The sequence below is a fragment of the Planctomycetota bacterium genome, assembly GCA_016125255.1.
Taxonomy (GTDB): domain Bacteria; phylum Planctomycetota; class Phycisphaerae; order Phycisphaerales; family Zrk34; genus RI-421.
Map to the genome: position 1 here is coordinate 147,124 of WGMD01000026.1, position 20,089 is coordinate 167,212.

Annotated in this window: 18 protein-coding genes and 1 tRNA gene; 14 read left to right on the plus strand and 5 right to left on the minus strand. The window is 61.6% G+C overall.

Annotated elements, in window-relative coordinates; translation table 11 throughout:
• The first annotated feature begins 28 nt into the window (after positions 1–28).
• From crcB to GC162_17675, 4 genes are all read left to right on the plus strand, one after another.
• Entirely contained in the window at positions 29–424 is a 396-nt protein-coding gene (gene crcB / locus GC162_17660) for a fluoride efflux transporter CrcB (GenBank protein ID MBI1370466.1), read from the plus strand.
• A gap of 18 nt (positions 425–442) precedes the next feature.
• Positions 443–772, plus strand: coding sequence for a DUF190 domain-containing protein (locus tag GC162_17665; GenBank protein ID MBI1370467.1), 330 nt, complete (start codon positions 443–445; stop codon positions 770–772).
• Between the two features lie 208 nt (positions 773–980).
• Positions 981–2,762 (plus strand): DNA repair protein RecN, encoded by a 1,782-nt coding sequence (gene recN, locus GC162_17670; GenBank protein MBI1370468.1) that lies wholly within the window; start codon positions 981–983, stop codon positions 2,760–2,762.
• 736 nt (positions 2,763–3,498) lie between these two features.
• Entirely contained in the window at positions 3,499–3,987 is a 489-nt protein-coding gene (locus tag GC162_17675) for a helix-turn-helix domain-containing protein (GenBank protein MBI1370469.1), read from the plus strand.
• An 83-nt stretch (positions 3,988–4,070) separates the two neighbouring features.
• Here GC162_17675 and GC162_17680 read toward each other — a convergent pair whose 3' ends face one another.
• Genes GC162_17680 through GC162_17690 form a run of 3 tightly spaced genes read right to left on the minus strand, consistent with a single transcriptional unit; the run spans position 4,071 to position 7,175 of the window.
• Complete coding sequence (locus tag GC162_17680; GenBank protein MBI1370470.1) at positions 4,071–5,123, minus strand: acid phosphatase; 1,053 nt, start codon at positions 5,121–5,123, stop codon at positions 4,071–4,073.
• A gap of 24 nt (positions 5,124–5,147) precedes the next feature.
• Positions 5,148–5,507, minus strand: coding sequence for a hypothetical protein (locus GC162_17685; protein ID MBI1370471.1), 360 nt, complete (start codon positions 5,505–5,507; stop codon positions 5,148–5,150).
• Between the two features lie 15 nt (positions 5,508–5,522).
• Positions 5,523–7,175 (minus strand): radical SAM protein, encoded by a 1,653-nt coding sequence (locus GC162_17690; protein ID MBI1370472.1) that lies wholly within the window; start codon positions 7,173–7,175, stop codon positions 5,523–5,525.
• Between GC162_17690 and lysA the strand changes: the two genes are divergently transcribed.
• From lysA to GC162_17730, 8 genes are all read left to right on the plus strand, one after another.
• Positions 7,059–8,354, plus strand: coding sequence for a diaminopimelate decarboxylase (lysA, locus tag GC162_17695; protein ID MBI1370473.1), 1,296 nt, complete (start codon positions 7,059–7,061; stop codon positions 8,352–8,354). The two genes, GC162_17690 and lysA, sit on opposite strands and share 117 nt — an antisense overlap.
• A 38-nt stretch (positions 8,355–8,392) precedes the next feature.
• Positions 8,393–8,593 (plus strand): hypothetical protein, encoded by a 201-nt coding sequence (locus GC162_17700; GenBank protein ID MBI1370474.1) that lies wholly within the window; start codon positions 8,393–8,395, stop codon positions 8,591–8,593.
• On the plus strand, positions 8,590–8,859 hold the full coding sequence (locus GC162_17705) for a hypothetical protein (GenBank protein MBI1370475.1): 270 nt from the start codon (positions 8,590–8,592) through the stop codon (positions 8,857–8,859). The genes GC162_17700 and GC162_17705 overlap by 4 nt, the downstream gene beginning before the upstream one ends.
• Entirely contained in the window at positions 8,859–10,175 is a 1,317-nt protein-coding gene (locus tag GC162_17710) for an MFS transporter (protein MBI1370476.1), read from the plus strand. The genes GC162_17705 and GC162_17710 overlap by 1 nt, the downstream gene beginning before the upstream one ends.
• Before the next feature lie 29 nt (positions 10,176–10,204).
• Positions 10,205–11,242 (plus strand): Holliday junction branch migration DNA helicase RuvB, encoded by a 1,038-nt coding sequence (gene ruvB, locus GC162_17715; protein MBI1370477.1) that lies wholly within the window; start codon positions 10,205–10,207, stop codon positions 11,240–11,242.
• Positions 11,239–11,868 carry a hypothetical protein gene (locus GC162_17720; GenBank protein MBI1370478.1) on the plus strand — a complete coding sequence of 210 codons (630 nt, stop codon included), beginning with the start codon at positions 11,239–11,241 and terminating at the stop codon, positions 11,866–11,868. The genes ruvB and GC162_17720 overlap by 4 nt, the downstream gene beginning before the upstream one ends.
• Positions 11,869–11,885: 17 nt before the next feature.
• Positions 11,886–12,740, plus strand: coding sequence for a hypothetical protein (locus GC162_17725; GenBank protein ID MBI1370479.1), 855 nt, complete (start codon positions 11,886–11,888; stop codon positions 12,738–12,740).
• 67 nt (positions 12,741–12,807) lie between these two features.
• Positions 12,808–13,161 carry a hypothetical protein gene (locus GC162_17730; GenBank protein MBI1370480.1) on the plus strand — a complete coding sequence of 118 codons (354 nt, stop codon included), beginning with the start codon at positions 12,808–12,810 and terminating at the stop codon, positions 13,159–13,161.
• 210 nt (positions 13,162–13,371) lie between these two features.
• Here the strand turns inward: GC162_17730 and GC162_17735 are convergent, their stop codons facing one another.
• The gene (locus GC162_17735) at positions 13,372–13,923 is read right to left on the minus strand and encodes a YqgE/AlgH family protein (GenBank protein MBI1370481.1); all 552 of its coding nucleotides are present in this window, start codon (positions 13,921–13,923) and stop codon (positions 13,372–13,374) included.
• Here GC162_17735 and GC162_17740 point away from each other — a divergent pair.
• Together GC162_17740 and GC162_17745 are read left to right on the plus strand one after the other, a co-directional pair.
• On the plus strand, positions 13,805–14,806 hold the full coding sequence (locus GC162_17740) for an ATP-binding cassette domain-containing protein (GenBank protein ID MBI1370482.1): 1,002 nt from the start codon (positions 13,805–13,807) through the stop codon (positions 14,804–14,806). The genes GC162_17735 and GC162_17740 overlap by 119 nt on opposite strands.
• A gap of 38 nt (positions 14,807–14,844) precedes the next feature.
• Positions 14,845–14,918, plus strand: a tRNA-Val gene (locus GC162_17745).
• A 151-nt stretch (positions 14,919–15,069) separates the two neighbouring features.
• On the opposite strand, the gene GC162_17750 is transcribed toward GC162_17745, so the two are convergent.
• Positions 15,070–20,007 (minus strand): DUF4011 domain-containing protein, encoded by a 4,938-nt coding sequence (locus GC162_17750; GenBank protein ID MBI1370483.1) that lies wholly within the window; start codon positions 20,005–20,007, stop codon positions 15,070–15,072.
• Positions 20,008–20,089 lie beyond the last annotated feature (82 nt).

Consider the following 20,089-nt stretch of genomic DNA (forward strand, 5'->3'; position numbering starts at 1 on the left):
TTTCGCCACAAGGCCGTACAGTCACGCCATGGTCCGTTCACTTGTCGCCATCGCCGTCGGCGGGTCGCTCGGAGCGCTGGCGCGCTTCGGCCTGGCCCGATTCGCGCAGATCGCCTTCGGCGGCACCTTCCCCATCGGCACCCTCATCGCCAACCTCGTCGGCTGCGCCATGATCGGATTCCTCGCCATTTTCTTCGCCAACCGGGCCGGCACTTCGATGGGCGGACCGGCGATGCGCTCGGCCGTGATGATCGGCTTCATCGGCGCGCTGACGACGTTCAGCACCTACTGTTTTGAATCGCTCGATCTTATCGAAAAGCAGCGCTACGCCGCCGCCCTCGGCAACCTCCTCGGGTCCGTCGTGCTCGGCGTGCTGGCGGTGTACGTCGGCCTCGTGCTCGGACGCATCGCCTTTCCCCCATAATCTGACGGAGCCGATGCCATGCCCCATCAAAGCGTGCAGGCCGAACGTCTGACCATCTACCTCACCGAAACCGCATTCGACGGCGACCGACCGCTCTACGAATGGCTCGTCGAGCAGGCCCTGGCCATGAAACTCGGCGGCGCCACCGTCCGCAAAGCCGTCCTCGGCTTCGGCCAGCACCGCCGCATCCATCATCAGCACGTCCTCGCACTCTCCGACGACCTGCCCGTCATCGTCGAACTCATCGACACCCCCGACCAAATCGACGCCTTCCTCGCCCACTGCGCCGACGCGCTCGCCCAGCACACCTACATCCGCGAAAACGTCCGCTGGCACAAGCCCGCGTGATGGCGAAAATGACCAATGACCAAATCCCAATGACCAAGGAAGGAACGGCCTACGGCCTTCTATTTTGACATTGGTGCTTTGAACATTCCCTTGGTCATTGGTGCTTGGTCATTGGTCATTCCCCTCCGAATTTTCAAGCCGGTTCTTGACTCCACCCGATCCCTAACATTACACTACCGCCATACCCTCTTCTGGAGGTCCGGCAAGGATGCTGCGGGAACTGCATATCAACAATCTGGCGGTCATTGAGGATGCGGCCATCGACCTTCGCACCGGGCTCAACTGCTTCACCGGGCAGACCGGGGCGGGCAAGAGTCTGGTGATCGGGGCGTTCGAGATTCTGCTCGGGCTCCGCTCGGCCGGCGACATGCTTCGGGCCGGGGCTGACACCGGGCGCATCAGCGGGGTGTTCGAGCTGCGCGACCCGGCCGTGATCCGCGCGATCAATGAACTGGCCGACCTCGATCTGGACCCCCAACGCACGCCCGAACAACTGCTCATCACCCGCAAGCTCTTCGAGTCCGGCCGCACGTCCGTGTCGATCAATGGTCAACCCGCCACCGCCGGGATGCTCCGTGCCGTCGGCGAACTGCTCGTCGACGTGCATGGGCAGCACGATCATCAGTACCTCCTCAAGCCGGCCCATCAGCTGGTCATGCTCGACCGTTTCGCGCAGACCGAAGCGCTCCGCGAACAGTTCGGCGTCTGTCACCGCAAGCTGCATGACCTTCAGCACCGGCGCGACGAGCTGGCCGCGTCGCAGTCGCTGCGCCGCCAGCAGCTTGAGCTTTACGAATTTCAGGCCGGCGAAATCGACGCCGCCGAGCCGACGGCGGGGGAGTTCGATGAACTCTCATCGCGCCATCGCCTGCTCGCCAACCTCGAAAAAGTCATGCGCGACGCCGGGTCGGCCTACGCCGCGCTCTACGAATCGGAGGGCGCGGTCGTCGATCGATTGCAGACGGTCATGGGCGTGGTGAGCGAACTGAGCGAACTGGACGAGCAGATCGCGCCGGTGGCGGCGAGTTTGCGCGATGCGGCGGCGGTCGTGCAGGATGCGGCTTACGAACTGAGCCGATACCTCAATCGTCTCGACCTCGACCCCGCCGAGCTGGCCGAAGTCAGCGAACGGCTCAACGTGCTCAACCGGCTGATTCACAAGTACGGGTCCAGCTCGCTTGATGAAGTCATCGAATATCGCCGGCGGATTCAGGAGGACATCGACCGCCTGCGCGGCGAGAGCGAGGACCTGGCGTCGATCGACGAGCAGATGGCGCCGGTGCTGGCGGAGCTTCGCCGCGTTGGTGAGGAATTGTCATTGCGCCGCCGGGCCGCCGCCGAGAAGCTTTGCCCGCTGGTGGAATCGGAGCTCAACGAACTGGGCATGAGCGGGGCGAGATTCGAGGTGGAGTTCACCGGCCTTGATGACGCGGCCGAGGATGCGGCCAGCGGTTTCGACGCGGTGGAGATCATGGTGCGGACGAATCCGGGTCAGCCGGGCCGCCCGCTTCGCAAAGTCGCCAGCGGCGGGGAACTGAGCCGCGTCATGCTCGCCGTCAAATCGATCGCCGCGCAGGCGGATCGCATCAGCGTGCTGGTCTTCGACGAGATCGACGCCAACATCGGCGGGCGCATGGGGACCGTCATCGGCGACAAACTCCGCCGCCTCGCCGCGCATCATCAGGTCTTGTGCATCACGCACCTGCCGCAGATCGCCGCCTTCGCCGATCATCATCTGCGGATCAGCAAGTCCGTCGCCCGCGGGCAGACGCGCACGGATGTGCAGCCGCTCGCCGACGAGTCCGCCCGCATCGACGAACTGGCCGAGATGCTTACCGGCAAGAACGCCACGAACACGACGCGCCTCCAGGCCGCCGAGATGCTCAAGCTCGCCGCGACGCCGGCGGCGGAGCCCGCGGTCGTCGTGACCATCAAACGCCCGCCCGCCAAACGCAGCCGGTCCAGCGGGCGTAAGGCGGCGGTGGCATGACAAAAGTTGGTTCGACTTGACCAATAACAAATGCCTAATGCCTAATGACAAATGCATTGGTCATTAGGCATTAGGCATTTGTCAATGGTCATTGAAAGGCAAAGCCGTCGTGAACGGGCATGGTTAGAATCGGCCCTCGCGGGTTCTCCCGCCGGGACTTGCCTTTGTCAAAACGCCGCATATGAATGATCACAAGAAGCGGTGGGTGTCTGTCCGCTGGCGCGAAAGCCCGGCAGTTTCGCACACCCCGCCCGTGCTTCTTGACAGGACCGACCGTTAGTGGTTGATCTTCAGCCCGTTGAATCCCGCGGTGCGGCCGGCTGGTAACCGCGGGGCGTGACGGGCAACACAAATGGACATTCTGATCGCCGCATCGGGCCGTGTTGGCACGGTGGGCGATCCGTCTCGCCCGTCGCACATTGGATGCGCGGGCATTCACCACAGGAGGCCACCATGGCCGCTCAAAACACGCAGACCAAGCCCCAGACCCCCGCGCCCGCCAAGCCCGCCGCCAAGCCGCAGGCCGCCCCGGCTCAGCAGCCCTGCTCGACGCCCAAGAAGGGCAACGGCGGCTGCGGCTGCGGTCACTGATCCCGACCCCCCATTGGAGAAAGCTACGCGGGCGGCGCCTTGACCGGCGCCGCCTGTTATTTGCGCGGTTCAAATCCATGACAGCCCGGCCCGCTTGCGGTACGATGGCGATTCGTTCCCCCTATCGCATCTCACGGAGCCGGGCATGCTCGCAAAAACGCTTCAGCGCATCATCGATGACAAGCTCACCACCGCGCGCGAGGTCGGAGACCTGACGGGCGTGGCGCCGTCAACGGTGTACCGCTGGATCCGCGGCGAGAGCGAGCCGGACTTCAACGCCGTGCGTCTGCTCGTGCGCCATCTTCACAACCCGCTGGCCGTCGAAGCGCTCTTGAGCGCCTTCGTCGCCGGGACCGCCTGGCGCTGCTACAACCTCGAAGCCGAACTCGATGTCAACGCGGACGGGAAGATCGACATCGACGATGCGCTCGATTCGGCGATCGCCGCCGTGCGCGGCGCCGGCCGCTCGCTCTCGGCCGTCCGCAAAGCGAGCATCGACGGCGTCGTCGATCAGGACGAAAGCATCGAACTCGTCGCCATCCTCAACGACGTCATCCGCCAGTGCTCGATCACTCAGCAGGTGCTCGTCATCATGAGCGAAGGCCGCGGCCGGCGGAAACTCAAGTTGTCGTAATTCAGCGGACAGGCATCAGCGGTCAGCCGGAAGGATTGCTACGGTCTTGGCTGATACCTGACGCCTGACTGCTGACACCATCATTACGCCGAGAGCACCTTGAATTCCCCGGTGATCTTCTTCTCGAAGGCGTGAATCTGTTCGCCATGCTCGTTGAAGTGGCGGATGACGAAGCGCTGGGCGTTGAGGTGCATGTGGGTGAACCCGTTGGTGTTCAGGCCGAAGGCGGGGCGTTCCTTGTTCTTGAGTTCGCGGACGCCGGCCCCGCCGCCGCCGGAGACGACGAAGCTGGTTTTGAGGCCTTCAAGCTCCAGGTGCTGCATGTCATGATCGTGGCCGCAAAGGTAAAGCTGCACGCCATGTTCCTGAAGCAGCGGGGCCAGGTCGTCGACAAGTCCCTTCGTGTCGCCGTGCTGCCCGTTGGAGTAGACGGGGTGATGGCCGATGCAGATTGTCCACGGCGCGCGATCGGCGGCGAGCTGCGTCCTGATCCATTTCCACTGCTCGTCCGCCTCCGAGGGCTTGAGCGTGGGCCAGTGCTGACTTCCCGCCGGGGCGCCCAGTTCGTTCTTGACGCTGGGCAGATTCGTGTCGATGAACAGGAACGTCACCAGCGGCTTGCCGTCCTTGCCGGGCACGTCCATGCGGTACCACGGATGGGGCATCTTCCAGCGCGTCCCGGCCGTCTTGGTGTACGCGACCTGCACTTCGTTGTTGCCGGGCTGATCGCGGTAATCGTGATTGCCCAGCACGGCGGGGCACGGGCAGTCAAAGACGCTCTTGGGATACATCTTCTCGAATCCGCTTTCCCATCGCTCGGACTTGAGCCCGCCGGGCATCTTCCCGTAGAAATTGTCGCCCAGCAGCAGCAGCCCCGTCGGCTTGACCTCAAGCTGCTTCAGATACCCCGCCATCATCTTCGCCACCTGCGTCTGCGCCTTGCTCGCGCTGCCGAAGTCGCCGATGGCCAGCCAGTGCAGATCGTCCGCCGCCGCGATGTCGGCCGCGCTCAGCTTCCGCACATCGAGATTCATCGCAAGCAGGGCGCTTGAGCAGAAGAGCGTCTTGAGCATGCGACGCCGCGTCCACAGATGCGCCTGAACATCCGATTGTGCGAGTTTGGCCGAACGAGTCATGATCCTTCCTTTACTGGGAGATTGCTACGGGGCGGGCGGGTGCTTTTCATCCATCCATGCGGGCTTGGGCACGGGGAACACGGTGGCGACGAACATCAGAGCGCCGAGCACGATGACGAGCGTCGGCACTTCCTGATCGAAGCTCAGGTGCCCCGTCTGCCGCATCACCGACAGCACCGAGGCGACGATCATGAAAGGACCAACGACGATCGACAGCTTGTTGATGCCGCCGAGCACGATCGTCAGAATGCCGACGATCGCCAGCAGGATGGTCCATACCCAATCGACGCCGCGGATGATGTGCATGTTGTTGAGCAGCCACGCGATGCCCAGCGCGATCGTCAGCACGGAAGCGGTGATCCATCCTTTTTTCGATGAGTCCATCGCGGCTCCGCTTCTCTAGTTGCGTTGGGCATCGCCGACCGTCAGCGTCACGGGCTTGCTCATCTGCTCCGGCGGGGGGGCGAACGCGCTGGCGGCGGGGCGGTGCTCGGCCCAGTTGCTCACGCGCGTGTCCGGCCCGTCGTGTTCATGCGTCTTCAAAATCCGATACGCATTGTCGCGCTGCGCCGGGACGAAACCGGCGTCGCGGATCAGCCGGCAGATGCTCGCTTCGTTGAGGCAGTACGTCGTCCCCGCCGAGCTGACGACGTTCTCCTCCATCATGACGCTGCCCATGTCATTGGCCCCGAAGAACAAGCCGATCTGTCCGATCTTCGGGCCCATCGTGACCCACGAGCTGCCGATGCTGTGAATGTTGTCGAGGAACAGGCGGGCGATCGCCTGTGTGCGGAGATAATCGGTCGCGCCGGCGAGGCGGATCATGCGATTGTGATGCGGCGCGATTTTCTGGCACGCCGCCTTGTCCGTCGGGTCCACGTCGCCGCGCATCACCGCCTCGGCGAGCACGTCGCCGGGGAACGGCTCGCCGCTCTCGCGGTCGAAGCGCGGCAGCTTGCCCAGCGGCGTGTTGTCGGGCTGGAACGGCCAGGTGATGAAGCTCATGTAGCGCCCCGGCCAGCGCTTTTTGATCGCCTCGTCCTGTGCCTCGCGGATCATCTGCATGTGCATCATGCGGTCGGCGATGCCTTCGATGTGGCCGAACATCATGGTGCTGGAGGTGTTCATGCCCAGTTGATGCCCGGTGCGCATCACGTCGAGCCACTGCTCCCCGCTGGCCTTGCCCTGGCCGATGCGGCGGCGGACATGGGGCGGAAAGATTTCGCCGCCGCCGCCGGGGATGCTCGCCAGCCCCGCGTCCATGAGCCGGCGCATGATCACCGCGAGTTTTTCGAGCCACGTCGCGCGGTCCATCGTGTGCCCCTCGCCCGGCGCGGTCGTGGGGAACCCTTCGATGTCGCACACGGCCGTGAACTCGACGAACTCGGGGGGGCTGAAGGCATGCAGATGAATGTTCGGGAACTCGGCCCGCATCGCCGCGAGCATGTCCTCGTACCAGCTCAGCGGCAGGCCCGGGTGCATCCCGCCTTGCAGAAGCACCTGCGTCCCGCCGATGTCCGACAGCTCGCGCAGCTTGTCGTGAAGCTGTTTCGTGTTGAGGACGTACGCTTCGGTGTCGCCTTCCTTGCGGTAGAAGGCGCAGAACGTGCAGCTTGCGGAGCAGACGTTGGTGTAGTTGACGTTGCGGTCGATGACGTAGGTGCGGACGCGGTCGCCGTGCAGCCGATTCGCCACGGCCGCGGCCCACTCGCCCAGATCATGCAGTTCCGCATGCAGGTACAGATCGAGGGCCTGCGCGGCGGTGAGCCGGGCTTCGCCGGCGATGACCGCGTCGATATTCAGGTCGGGGAAGAGCATCGTCATCGGGCGATATTCTAGCAGCGCCCGCAAGCGTTCGCATCGGACCGAGGCGGGGGGACTTAAGTCCCCCCGCCCCCTACAATGTCCGCTCCCGCACTCTGGAGCATGCAAGTCATGGACTGGTTTCAATATCGCGACGGCCAACTGTTTTGCGAAGAGGTGAACGTCGATGAGCTGGCCGGCAAGGTCGGCACGCCGCTGTATGTTTATTCCCGCCGCACGCTCGAGCATCACTACGACCAGATCGCCAAGGCCTTCGCCGAGCTTGATCCGCTCATCTGCTACTCGATCAAAAGCTGCGGGAACATGCACATCGTGAAGCTGCTGGCGGAGCGGGGCGCCGGCATGGACGTCGTCAGCGGGGGCGAACTGCACCGGGCGCGTGCGGCGGGCGTGCCCATGAGCAAGATCGTCTACGCCGGCGTGGGCAAGACCGACGCGGAAATCCGTCAGGGACTCGATGCCGGCATCGGCTACTTCAACATCGAATCCGAAGCCGAATTCGAGAACATCTCGGCGATCGCCCGCGCCGCCGGTCAGCACACGCAGGCCGCGCTCCGCGTCAACCCCGATGTCGCCGACCCCAACACGCACGCCAAAACGACGACCGGCAAGAAGGAAACGAAGTTCGGCGTCGACATCGACCGGGCCCGCCGCTTTTTCGAAAAGTATGGTCACGATGCGCACTGCCGCCTCCGCGCGATTCATCTGCACATCGGTTCTCCAATCTATTCCGCCGAACCTTACGTGCTGGCCATCAAAAAAGCCCTCGACCTGATCGCCGACCTGCGCGGCAAGGGCTACACCATCGACGCCATCGACATCGGCGGGGGCTACGCCGCGGACTACGAATCCGGCAAGTCGCCTTCGTATGACACCTACGCCAAGGACATCGTGCCGCTCCTGCGCGGGCAGGGGCTCAAGGTCATTCTCGAACCCGGCCGCACCATTGCCGCCAATGCGGGCATCCTGCTTTCGCGCGTGCTCTACGTGAAGACCGGCGGGCGCAAGAAGTTCGTCATCGTCGACAGCGGGATGCACCACCTTGTCCGCCCCGCGATGTACGACGCGTTCCACTTCATCTGGCCCACGAACGTCGCCCCGCAGCAGGTCCCCGCGAAGCGCGCCGCCGATCCGGGCAACACCGGCCTCGAGCCCGCCGACGTGGTGGGCCCCATCTGTGAAACCGGCGACGTGCTGGCGAAGGATCGGCTCATGCCCATGGTCGCGCGCGGCGACCTGCTGGCGATCTTCACCGCCGGCGCCTACGGCATGGTCATGGCCTCTCACTACAACACCATGCCCAACCCCGCCGAGGTCCTCGTCGCCGGCGACAGCGCGACCATCATCCGCCGCCGCGAAACCTACGACGACCTCCTCGAAGCCGAACGCCGGACGCAGCCGGTCTGACGCCGCGGCTATAATGTCGCGTCCGACGGAGTGACGCCATGACCATCCTCGAACGCATCAAGCACGACATCGAGCAACTGCCGTTCGAGCAGCGCGCCGAACTGATGGCGTGGCTGCACGGCTGGTCCGACGATGCGTGGGACGAGCAGATGAAACGCGACGTCGCGGCGGGGAAGCTCGACGATGTGATGAATGCGCCTGCGGCCGATGACCTGCGAGAGTTGGACGATCTGCTGTGAACGCCAAGACGACGCCCGCCTTCCGTCGCCTGCTGGAACAGCTTCCTCAGACGATTCAAGACACCTCACTGAAGCAATTTCGCCTCTGGCGCAGCGATCCGTTTCATCCGTCGCTCCACTTTAAGAAGATCGCCGGCAACGTCTGGTCCGTGCGCGTCACACGGGACGACCGGGCGCTGGCCGAGGTGCAAGGCGATACGGCGATCTGGTTTTGGATCGGTTCGCACAAAGACTACGACACCATGCTCCGCCAGGGACGGCGCTAATGGCTCTCTTACCCCGCCTCAAACCTCAAGCGCTTCACAACGCCGTCCGCGCCCTGCGGCATCGCAACTATCGGCTGTTCTTCTACGGGCAGGGCATCTCGCTCATGGGCACGTGGCTTCAGCAGGTCGCGCTGCCGTGGCTGACGTTTCGCATCACCGGCTCGGCGTTCATGCTCGGACTCGTCGGCTTTTTAAGTCAGGCCCCGATTCTCGCGCTGGGCCCGATCGCCGGCGTCGTCAGCGATCGCGTCCGCCGGCATCGCCTCATCATGGTCACGCAGACGCTGGCCATGATTCAGGCCTTCGTCCTCGCCGCGCTGACCTTGAGCGGGCACATTCAAGTGTGGCAGATCATCGTGCTGAGCATCACGCTCGGCTGCATCGCCGCCTTCGACATCCCCAGCCGCCAGGCCTTCATGCTTCAGATGATCGACGACCGGCAGGACATCGGCAACGCCATCGCGCTCAACAGCTCGCTGGTGAACCTGGCGCGCATGATCGGCCCGGCGATCGGCGCGGCCCTGATCGGCGTGGCCGGCGAAGGCGTCTGCTTCGCCATCAACGGCGCGACGTACATCGCCGCCATCGCCGCGCTCATGATGATGCGGCTCAATCCCGTCGCCATCGCCCGCAAAAAAGAATCGCTCTTCGCCTCGTTTCGCGATGGTTTTGACTTCACTTACGGTTTCCCCCCGATCCGGGCGCTGATGCTTCTATTGACCATGGCGAGCATCACCGGCATGTGCTTCACCACGCTCATGCCCGTCTACGCCAAGGACATCCTCGGCGGCGACGAATCGACGTACAGCTTTCTCATGGGCGCCTCGGGCCTCGGCGCGCTCATCGGGGCCGGCTATCTGACGATGCGCCCGGGCGTGCTGGGACTGGGCAAATTCCTGCCGATGGGCTGCGGACTGCTCGGCGTGTCGATGATCGTCTTTTCGATGACGAGCAACATTTACGTCGCCGCGCTGATGCGCTTGTTCGGGTCGATGGGAATCGTCACGCAGATGGCCGCCAGCAACACGATTCTTCAGACGGTCGTCGATGACGAGCGGCGGGGGCGCGTGATGAGCTTCTTCTCGATGGCGTTCATCGGCATGGCGCCGTTCGGAGCGCTGCTCGGCGGATTCCTCGCCGAGCCCGAACATCTGGGGCCGCGCTGGACCGTGATGTGCGTCGGCATCGTCTCGCTCGTCGCCGCCGGACTTTTCCTGACGCAGTTCCGCCGCCTCCGCGCCCTGATGCTCCCGGTGTACGCCAAGCTCGGCCATCACCTTCCCCAGCCCGTCGAGGTCGAAGCGGACGACGCCTGAGCCGCGACGCTTTGTGATAAACTTCCCGCATGGCCAAACAGCGCATCATCTCCGCCGCCCCCGTCGATGACATGGAGGACAAAGCGACGCAGACGCTGCGCCCGCAGCGGATGAACGAATACGTCGGCCAGCCCACGCTCGTCGAAAAACTCTCCATCGCGCTCCACGCCTCCAAACAGCGCGGCGAAGCCATGGAGCACGTCCTCCTGCACGGCCCGCCCGGCCTGGGCAAAACGACCCTCAGCCACGTCATCGCCAACGAAATGGGCGCCCACCTGACCGTCACCGCCGGCCCCGCCCTCACCAAGGGCTCCGACCTCGTCGGCACGCTCACGAAGCTGCAAAAACACGATGTGCTCTTCATCGATGAAATCCACCGGCTCCCCGTCGCGCTCGAGGAATATCTCTACTCGGCGATGGAGGATTTCAAGGTCGAGTTCGTCGTCGATTCGGGCATGCACGCCAAAACCATCACCCTCCCGCTCGCCCCGTTCACATTGATCGGCGCGACGACGCGCGCCGGTCTTCTGTCCGGCCCGATGCGCTCGCGCTTCGGCATCACGCATCACCTGGAGTTCTACTCCGAGCGCGACCTGCTTTCGATCCTCGCACGCAGCGCCCGCCTGCTCGGCATCGAAAAAGCTGCCGAGGATGCGCTGGCCATCATCGCCGCCCGCAGCCGCGGCACGCCGCGCGTCGCCAATCGTCTGCTCCGACGCGTGCGCGATTTCGCGCAGATCAAATGCGCCGGCCGATTCGACACCAAAACCGTCAACGACGCCCTGTCCCTCGAAGGCGTCGATGCGCTGGGCCTCGATGAAATCGATCGCATGTACCTGACCACCATCGCCGACATCTACCGCGGCGGGCCCGTCGGCCTCGAAGCCATCGCCGCCACGCTCAACGAAGACGCCGGCACGCTCGAAGACATGGTCGAGCCCTACCTGCTCCAGCTCGGCTTCCTCGCCCGCACGCGCCGCGGTCGTCAACTGACGCGCCGGGCCGTCGAACATATGGGCCTCTCCATCTCGCCCCCCGATGACGACGGGCTGTTTGAAGAAGCATGAAATTCGAGGCGCGTCACATCGTCGGATGCACCGTCATCGGCGGCATGGTCGGCGGAGCGATCTTCCGCGATCCATGGTCCGGCCCCGTCTTCGGTGCGTTCATCGGACTCATCATGGCCGTCTTCTTCGTCGGCCTCGTCGTCGTCGCACGCCGCGGGCAGCGCGGCCCCTGGCGTCGCCCCCTCGTCCCGATCCTCATCGCCGTCATCACCTTCGCCGTCCCCTTCAGCGTGATGAAGCTCATGTTCGACCCGCCGGTCTGGCTCCTCGTCCGCAAGGTCGTCGCCTCGCCCGTGCCCGCGTCGCTTTCGGAGGTGCGTAAGAAAATCGAGTACGACGGGCCGAACAATGTCTACATGATCCGCTTTCATGTCGCCCCCGCTGACGCCGCCGCGATCGTGAAGCTGCACGGCATGGTGCGCGTCGAGCCGAACCCGACGCTGCTTGCGTCGTATCAGCAGGCGGCGAAGAGCCCGCCGCCGTGGTGGAACGTCGGCGGGCTGATCAATCCCGCCGTCGACCGCATTACGATCGGCGACTACCAGCGCGTCTTCCTCTACGATGCGGCGAACGAGCAGGGCTACCTCCTCGTGTTCGCCGTCGATCAGGAGTCCCTGACCAAGTGAATCGCGCGATCCTAATCATGCTGCTGCTGACCGCGCCCGCCTGTGCCGACGAGCAGCCGCACATCGAATACGGTCCGCCCGAGCATGTCGCCGATCTGGCCAACGAGCATCTGACCGAAGTGAGCGGTCTGGCGATCAGCCGCCTCGGTGAAAAAATCCTCTGGACCCACAACGACTCCGGCGACACCGCGACGATCTACGCCGTCGGCCCCGCCGGCGAAGACCTCGCCGCGTTCACGCTCCTCGGCGTCCGCGCCATCGACTGGGAGGACATCGCCTCCTTCAAACTCGGCGAAACATCCTGGCTCATGATCGCCGACACCGGCGACAACAACGAGCGTCATGCCGCCAGCCGCCTCATCTTCGTGCGCGAGCCCGCCGTGAAACTGACCGATCATGCCCGCCGCGAAACGCTGCGCGCCGACGCCGTGCTGACCTTCCGTTACGAGGACAAGCCGCACAACGTCGAAGGCGCCGCCGTCGATCCGACGACGCATGAGATTCTGCTCATGACCAAGGTCATCCTCGGCGCCGGCGGCGTCTTCACGCTCCCGCTCCCCGACTTGGACAAGGTCCCCGACGTCCAGACCGCGCACCGCATCGCCTCCCTCTGGATCAACATGGCCACCGGCATGGACCTCTCCCCCGACGGCCGCCGCCTGCTCATCGGCACCTACGGCCCCGCCTACGAATTCACCCGCCGCGACAACGAATCCTGGCCCGACGCCCTCAAACGCGCCGGCCGCCAACTCCCCATGCCCCGCCTCGCACAGGGCGAAGCCATCTGCTACAGCACCGACGGCAAAACCATCTATCTCAGCGGCGAAAAACGCCCAACACCCCTCTGGCGCGTTCCGCTCCTCGCAAAATGATCCGCACGAATCCGACGTGTCGCACCGCCGCCGGTTATACTGCGCCGATCTTCCGAGGCGTTCGTTCATGCGAAACCGTCATCACCTTTGGTCGCGCAGCGTACGCTTCCGTCTGGCGCTGTGCTGGCTTCTGGCCATTGCGGCGATGGCGTCGTCATACTATGAGGCACGGTTCGTGGCCTACCCGCTCTACGGACTTGCGTTGATGGTGCGCTGGATGGACTCACCCGTGCCGCGCCATCCGAAAACGGTTGAATGGATATTCACGGCAGTATTCCTGCTGGCGCTGGTGGTCCTGTTATTACTCGCCAATCGCCTCGTCAGCGAGCGAGCCGCTTGGATCATTGTCGGCGTTTTGTTGAGCGCCGCCTTGATTGAAGCCATCCGCCGCGATGCGCTCCTCTTCTGGCGCGGGCCATGAAACCCCATCGCCATTCGCGTCGCCCCCTCGACCTCACTCCCGTATCTCCGGCTCGACAAGGTGCGCGAACTGAACCAGCGACTCCTGCAAATCGCCCGTCAACGCACCGCGCGACACCAACCGCGCCGACATGCGCCCCGTTTAGCGGCGGGGCATCGCCCCGCGCTTCGCTCATGAATAATCGCATCACCCCGCCCCCGCAACGCCCATTCAATTGACGCTCGGATCCTCCGGCACGATCGCCGCATCCAACCCCGCCGGCCGCAGCGGCAACGCGAAATTCTCCAATAGCGTCTGCCACAACCCCTCCGTCGATTGCAGCACCAACTCCACCGTCGCCGGCGCGACGAGCCATGCATTCTCCTTCATCTCGTATTCCAACTGCCCCGGACCCCATCCCGCATAACCCACAATGTACTTCGCCGGCGTCACCCCCTCCGACACCAGCGACCGAACATGATCCTCCGAACTCGAAAAATGCAGCGGCCCCGTCACATGCAAATCCGCCAACGGCCGGTGCGTATGCAGCACCATCAGCGGCCCCTCGCACGGACCCCCCGAATGCAACAGCAACTCCAGCTTCGTCGGCTCCTCGCTGAACTGCTCCCACACTTCCGCAAGCGGCGTCTCCGTGGCCCGATTGATGATCAGCCCCATCGCCCCCTCGCGATTGTGCTGCACCATGAACACCACCGCCTGCGCGAAATTCGGATCCACCAATCCCGGCGCGGCAATCAGAAGCTGTCCCTTCAAGCTCGGCATGACTCATCATACGCGCCTCGATCATGCCGGGAAATCTGATATCGTGAGGCCGATGAGTGATGCGAACAGGCATGCTATCGTGATGCGAAACGTCAGCGTGCGCCGCGGCGAGATCACGATTCTCGACAACGTCGACTGGACGCTGCCCATCGGCGCATCGTGCGCGATCCTCGGGCCAAACGGGTCCGGCAAGACCACGCTCATGCGCGTCGTCACCGGGTTCATGTGGGCCACGACCGGCTCCGTCGACATCCTCGGCAATCGCCTCGGCCAGACCGATGTGCGTCAGCTTCGCCGCGAAGTCTCCGTCGTCGATCCCGCCGCGATGTTCGGCGTCGATGAGGAACTGTCCGCTCGCGACGCCGTCCTCACCGGCTGCTTCGGCACGCTCGGCCTCTACGACACGCCCACGCCCGACCAGATCGAGCACGCCGACCATCTGCTCATAACCGTCGGCCTCGCGCACCGCCGCGATCAGCGCCTCGGCGTCATGAGCACCGGCGAAAAACGCCGCGCCCTTCTCGCCCGTGCCCTCATTCACCTGCCGCGCATGCTCATCCTCGACGAGCCCACCGCCGGCCTCGACGTCGCCGGCCGCGAGCGCGTCCTCGCCACCGTCGAAACCCTCCGCAAACTCCACCCCGACCTGACCGTCATCATGGTCACGCATCACGTCGAAGAACTGAGCCCCCGCACCGATCAGGTCCTGCTCCTCAGCGCCGGCCGCATCGCCGCTGTCGGCCGCCCCGAGCACACCATCACGCCCGAGCGGCTGACCTCCGTCTTCGGCTGCCGCGTCTTCGTCCAGCGCCGCTCCGGCCGATGGTGGCTCGAAGTCCTCCCCGAAGCGTGGCTCGATTTCGCCGCTGATCAACCAACTTGACCCGGCGATTCGACCGATCTATTCTTCATGCCTGACCCGGGCGATTAGCTCAGTTGGCTAGAGCGCCTGCTCGACAAGCAGGAGGTCACTGGTTCGAGCCCAGTATCGCCCATTTTTTTTGCCTTTCCCCCGTCGCTCCGCTGTTCCCGCGAGTCATCCGGTTCACCCCGGCAACCCCACGACCCCGCATAAAGTGACTGGCCGGCGCCGAGTGAAGGGTACGTTAGCGCCGACACTTTGTATCTCGGGTTTCGCTAGGTAAGTCAAATGTTTGCACGCCGGACTGCCATCAGTCGGTCCAACGCTTTTTGCAATCGTGCTTCCTCGCTAGCTTGGTTTCGGAACCAATCTGTTGACCAGATGCGATGGAGAGACCAGTCGCGTTTCTCAATTACCTCTTGGCGAAGTCGGTCTCTGTCGCGCGCGGATTTCGCTGAATGGTAGGTCGCGCCGTCACATTCGATGCCCAACAAATAATCCCCTTCGCCGCTGGGTACGAGCACTCCGAGATCGACGAAATAGCCCGCGACGCCAACTTGTGCGTGGACACCAAATCCCATCCGCTGCACCGCATGTGCGACTGCAACCTCGAAGTCCGAATCAGGAGGGCGCCCCGTTGGCGTGCCTGCGTCCACGAGCTTCCCGCTCTGTACATATGTCAAGTAATCTCGCATACATTGGACGCCAAACGGACGTTGTTGTCCGCCAGTAATGTTTTCCGGAAGCATTGAAGTAAAGACTTCAATCCGCTGCCGCGCACGAGTGATCAGAACATTAAACCGCCGCCACCCTTTATCTGTGTTTATCGGATAGAAACGTTGGGCGAAGATGCCTCCTGCGTCCGGCCCATAGGTATAAGAAATGAATATTACATCACGCTCATCGCCTTGTAGATTTTCGACATTTTTGATAAACAGTGGCTCATGGTGGGACATCAGATGTTCAACCATATGGCGGGCATCGCTATTGTTACGAAGCAGCCTGTCGAGTTCTTCCTGAATCATCTCCATTTGCGGTGCATTGAACGTTGCAATACCTAGGCTGGCCTTCGGATCTTTGTGAGCGTGATTGATTACAGCCCGAGCAATGTGCTGCGCCTCAATAATATTGCTACGCTTTTCCCATCTTCCCTCCGGAACATGGTGGAACCTCAATCCCAACGCGTCTTTGCGAGTACCTGGAGCCGGGAAGATCACCAGTTCGCGATCGTAAAACCTGTCATTGGAGAACGCGATCAAGCTCTCATGCTGTGATCGGTAATGCCACTTCAACCGCCGCACTCTACGGTATGCGCTCATCCCCCACTCGAGGATTGATTCATTGTCATCAGCTAGTGTCTTTTCGTCCGCCTCATCATCATCGTCCGCACCGTTGCCGCTGGACCGTTCCATCCAACTGGACGGTGGCATCTGTTTCGGATCGCCGACGACCACCACTTGTTCTGCCCGAGCGACAGAGCCCAACGCATCCTCTGGTTTGATTTGCGATGCCTCGTCCATAATTAGCACATGAAAGACGAGAGCGCCGGGCTCGATGAACTGCGCGACCGAAAGCGGACTCATCATCCAGCAAGGCTTGATCGCTGCCAAAGCCTCACCAGCCCGACGCACCAAATCGCGCAATGAGCAATGCCGTCTCTGTTTTGAGACCTCGTGCCGAATCAATCCCATTTGCGTGTAATTCCCCACGTGACCGGTGCTCACGCCATCCGGCGGCCGTCGATTACCAGCCATCCATCGCACTTGCTCGCACTGCAGCCGTATCAACTCGCGATCCAACTTGGCGAAGTCGGCGCGCGCCTGTTCATGTTCCAAGCGAGAAAAGTTTCGCAAACACTCGTCGCGTTCAGTTTCCTGCCGCGCAACAAGGTCATGCACGGTTCGATCAAAGGATGCCACAAGCTGGTTTGGTTTAAGCTGATTGTCGGCGACCGCTTGAATATATGGAGAAAGGCCGATCTCACCGCACCGGTCACGCGAGCGGCAAAACTCGATCCATGTCGGCAAAATATCCAAATTTCCCAATAGGCGTCGAATAAGGGCCGGCGGCTCGCTTTCTTGAGAACTACCCCAAACTCCGAACCATTCAGGGTCACATTCTCCGAACGCTGCGCTCTCGTCTACTCGTTTTGACCATTTATCACGACGGTTCATCCACTCATCCAGGCCAGCATGTAGCGCTGCTGCGTGCTGTGTCGGATCAGCGTCGAAGAGCCATTGCAATACGACAACAGACATATGCAAAGGCGACAGGCGATCAATCATGTTCAGCGCCGCATCCAACACAGCAACCGGTGTCTGCGTTCCGACGAAGAATTCGGGCAGCGCATGACGGAACCGGCTGGATTCGTCGATTGCTCGTTTCAATTCCGCAGCGCGGACGACGCACTTTGCCGCTAAGTCGAGTTGTCCCAATGTACTTGTTTGCTCTTGCCGAAGCCCGGTCGTAGCTTCAAGTAGTGACTCAATTTCCACACGCCAATGCGACAGTAGCGAGCGAAGCGTCTCAAATTGAAGCTGACATAGTTCAGTAGTATTGCTTACGCCGAAAATCGTCGGAGGCAATTCCGCAAGTTCGTGATCTAGTTGGCGCACTAGCGCTTGTAGCACCGTCAAATGCGGTCGCGACTCTGCTTGATTGCAGCGCTTAACCAACGATATTGCGTGTGTGCCTTCGATTCCTCGCGAGGCCAAGGTCTTTCCCCACCGTACCAAGTGCTCCAAGTCATCCCAGCGTGTGTCCCATCCCTTGAATGCAGGACCAAGCCCATTGACGAGATGCGGATCGGCGGCGAAATTATCCGTATCGGTTTGCCACTTGTCCAATTCATCGAGGGTCGATACCCACAATGCCACCTCACGTTTCGCGTCAGGTACAAGAAACCGCATCAGTTCAGCACGTGCTCTTCGATACTCACCCCAAAGCCATCGATGCCAACGCTTGACATATGGCCGCATCGTGCGACGCAGAGCGCCAAGAGCTTCTCGATCTGGCACATCCGATACGACGAAGACCTCGCTAATCTTGTCGTGCCGAGTTTGGAGATGTCGCTGCTGTTCCCGTGCTCGGACAAAATCGTGCTCTGTCGAAGCCAGCAACAGATTCTCACATACGCCGTGACTATTGAGTACCCGGTCGTCGGTAATGAGCCGGTAAAGATCGACAACTAGGCGTGTTTGTGAAAGGCTTGTCGCTCGGCGAAATCCCAACGAGTGCAATTGATCCATCAGTGACGCGAGTCGATCTAGCAGTTCAAGAGATTGACTCAGTCGACTCCGCCAACCCGTAAGGTTCTCCAATGTGGCGTCTGTCCCGATCGGCTTCTTAAATCGATCGCGAAATAGGGTCACGAACTGATCGGCGTGCGATTCACACTTCGGCCAGTCGGTTGTTGAAGCTGCCGTTGCTTTCGCATCCATCGCTAAAAAATCTTCGAGTTCTCTCTTCAAATCCCTTGCCGCCTGAGCGCGCGACGGATCGGCGATATGCCGACATAGCCGAGCATCGACCTCAGCCGTCACTTCGTCGAGTACCTTCAACTGTGCCACGCCCACCTTGTGCAATGAGGAGTACCACTCGACACGCGAACCGACGAGATCATCCAGCACTTCAGATTGCTGAGATAGCGCGGTCGCCGAGTTTAACATCCTTTGCAAATGACTGGCTAGGAGCGGTATGTCTGCTTGAGGCAAACGCCGGCATTCAAATCCCCACCACGGACAGTCCCGCAGCGGTCCCAGTTCGTCAATATGACGCGCTAACGCGGTGAGAACAGTTATCGAATCGTTGAATATGTCGCGCGAGATTGCCGAATTGCATTCGTCTCGCAGCAAAGGCGCTCCTCGGCCGGCCAACTTTGCTGCGCGCCAGAACACATCATGCAGCGGCAACTTAAGCGGTCCGGCTGGTTTTGCTGTGGCCTTGAGATAAGCATCGAGCGATTGGCGCTTTCTCATCAGGTCGCGCCGGACGGCATCTAACTGGTGTGGACTTCTAAATCTCGCGTCGAGGCGCCGACCTAAATCGTCAAAGACTAGCTTCGGTGTCGCCTGATCGCTGTGCAGGTTCAGGCAAAGATCTTCTAACCCGTGGTCCTTCATGCGATCGTACACAACCTTGAGTGCCGCGAGCTTTTCTGCGACAAAGAGTACTGTTTTTCCCGATGCGATTGATGACGCGATTGCGTTGATAATCGTTTGACTCTTCCCGGTTCCGGGAGGACCTTCGATTACCAAATCATGTCCCTCGGCGATATCGCACAATGCAGAGTGTTGTGAACTGTCCGCGTCCATGACTATTAGCATGTCTTGAGCGGTGCGATGACTGTCGATCTTTTCGTCCTCGCGTCGCGTCACATCGTCGCCGCCACGATCTACACCCTCGAATACCTTCCGAATCTGAGCATTATCAACTTTGCCATCCGAGTTTGACCAATTTCTTGGGTCTAGATCGAGATAGAGCAGCTGCTTCTGGAAACGAAAGAATGCGAGCACGATGTGGTCCAAAGTTCTCCAACGCGTTTGATGGGCCAGCACATCCCGTTGGATTGCAGAAAAATACTCGGAGGGCGATTGCCCGCCTTCTAACAGCGGCATTTTTAAGCCAAAATCATCCTCCAGACGCTTCGCCAACGAAAGGTTCGATAGAAGTTCCTGCCCATTGTGTCGAACGGGATAGATATACCGCCCTCGCCTCTCTGAAAACTCCTTTTTTAGTTCGACGGGGATTAGAATCAAAGGGGCATAAGTCGGCTCTTGTGCGCTACTTGCTTGAAACCATTCAAGCATTCCTATGGACAAATAGAGCATGTTGACGCCCGTTTCATCGATGCAGGACCGAGCCTCACGGGCGATTGTCTCAAGGCATCCATCCAGAACGGCTTCGTCACGGTCCACCTGAAGCGCGCCGTCCGTCTGATCAACGGCAAATGTGGGCTCTCCATCGGGCCGAATCAAAGGACTCTCCTCGTTGTCATGTAGAGTCTGTTTCGGCAGGGCCTCGAAAGAAAATGACTGATTGCGTATCACCAGCCGATCGAATACTTGATTCGGGTTTTCGCCAATGATACGAAGCCAGCGTTTCGTTTTGCGACCATTGATTGGAAAATTAATTAGCCGGCTGCGCCCTCCGGTGTCCAGAAGTGGTCGGCGGCAACTTTCCAGCGCTTCTGCGATATTGATCTCTTTGGGCCCGGTCTCCATGAAGCCAATTTAGTAGATTAACCGCTCCGTGTCGATTCTTCCCGGCAAATTTGCGATTGATCTTCTAGACGAACTGTTGAGC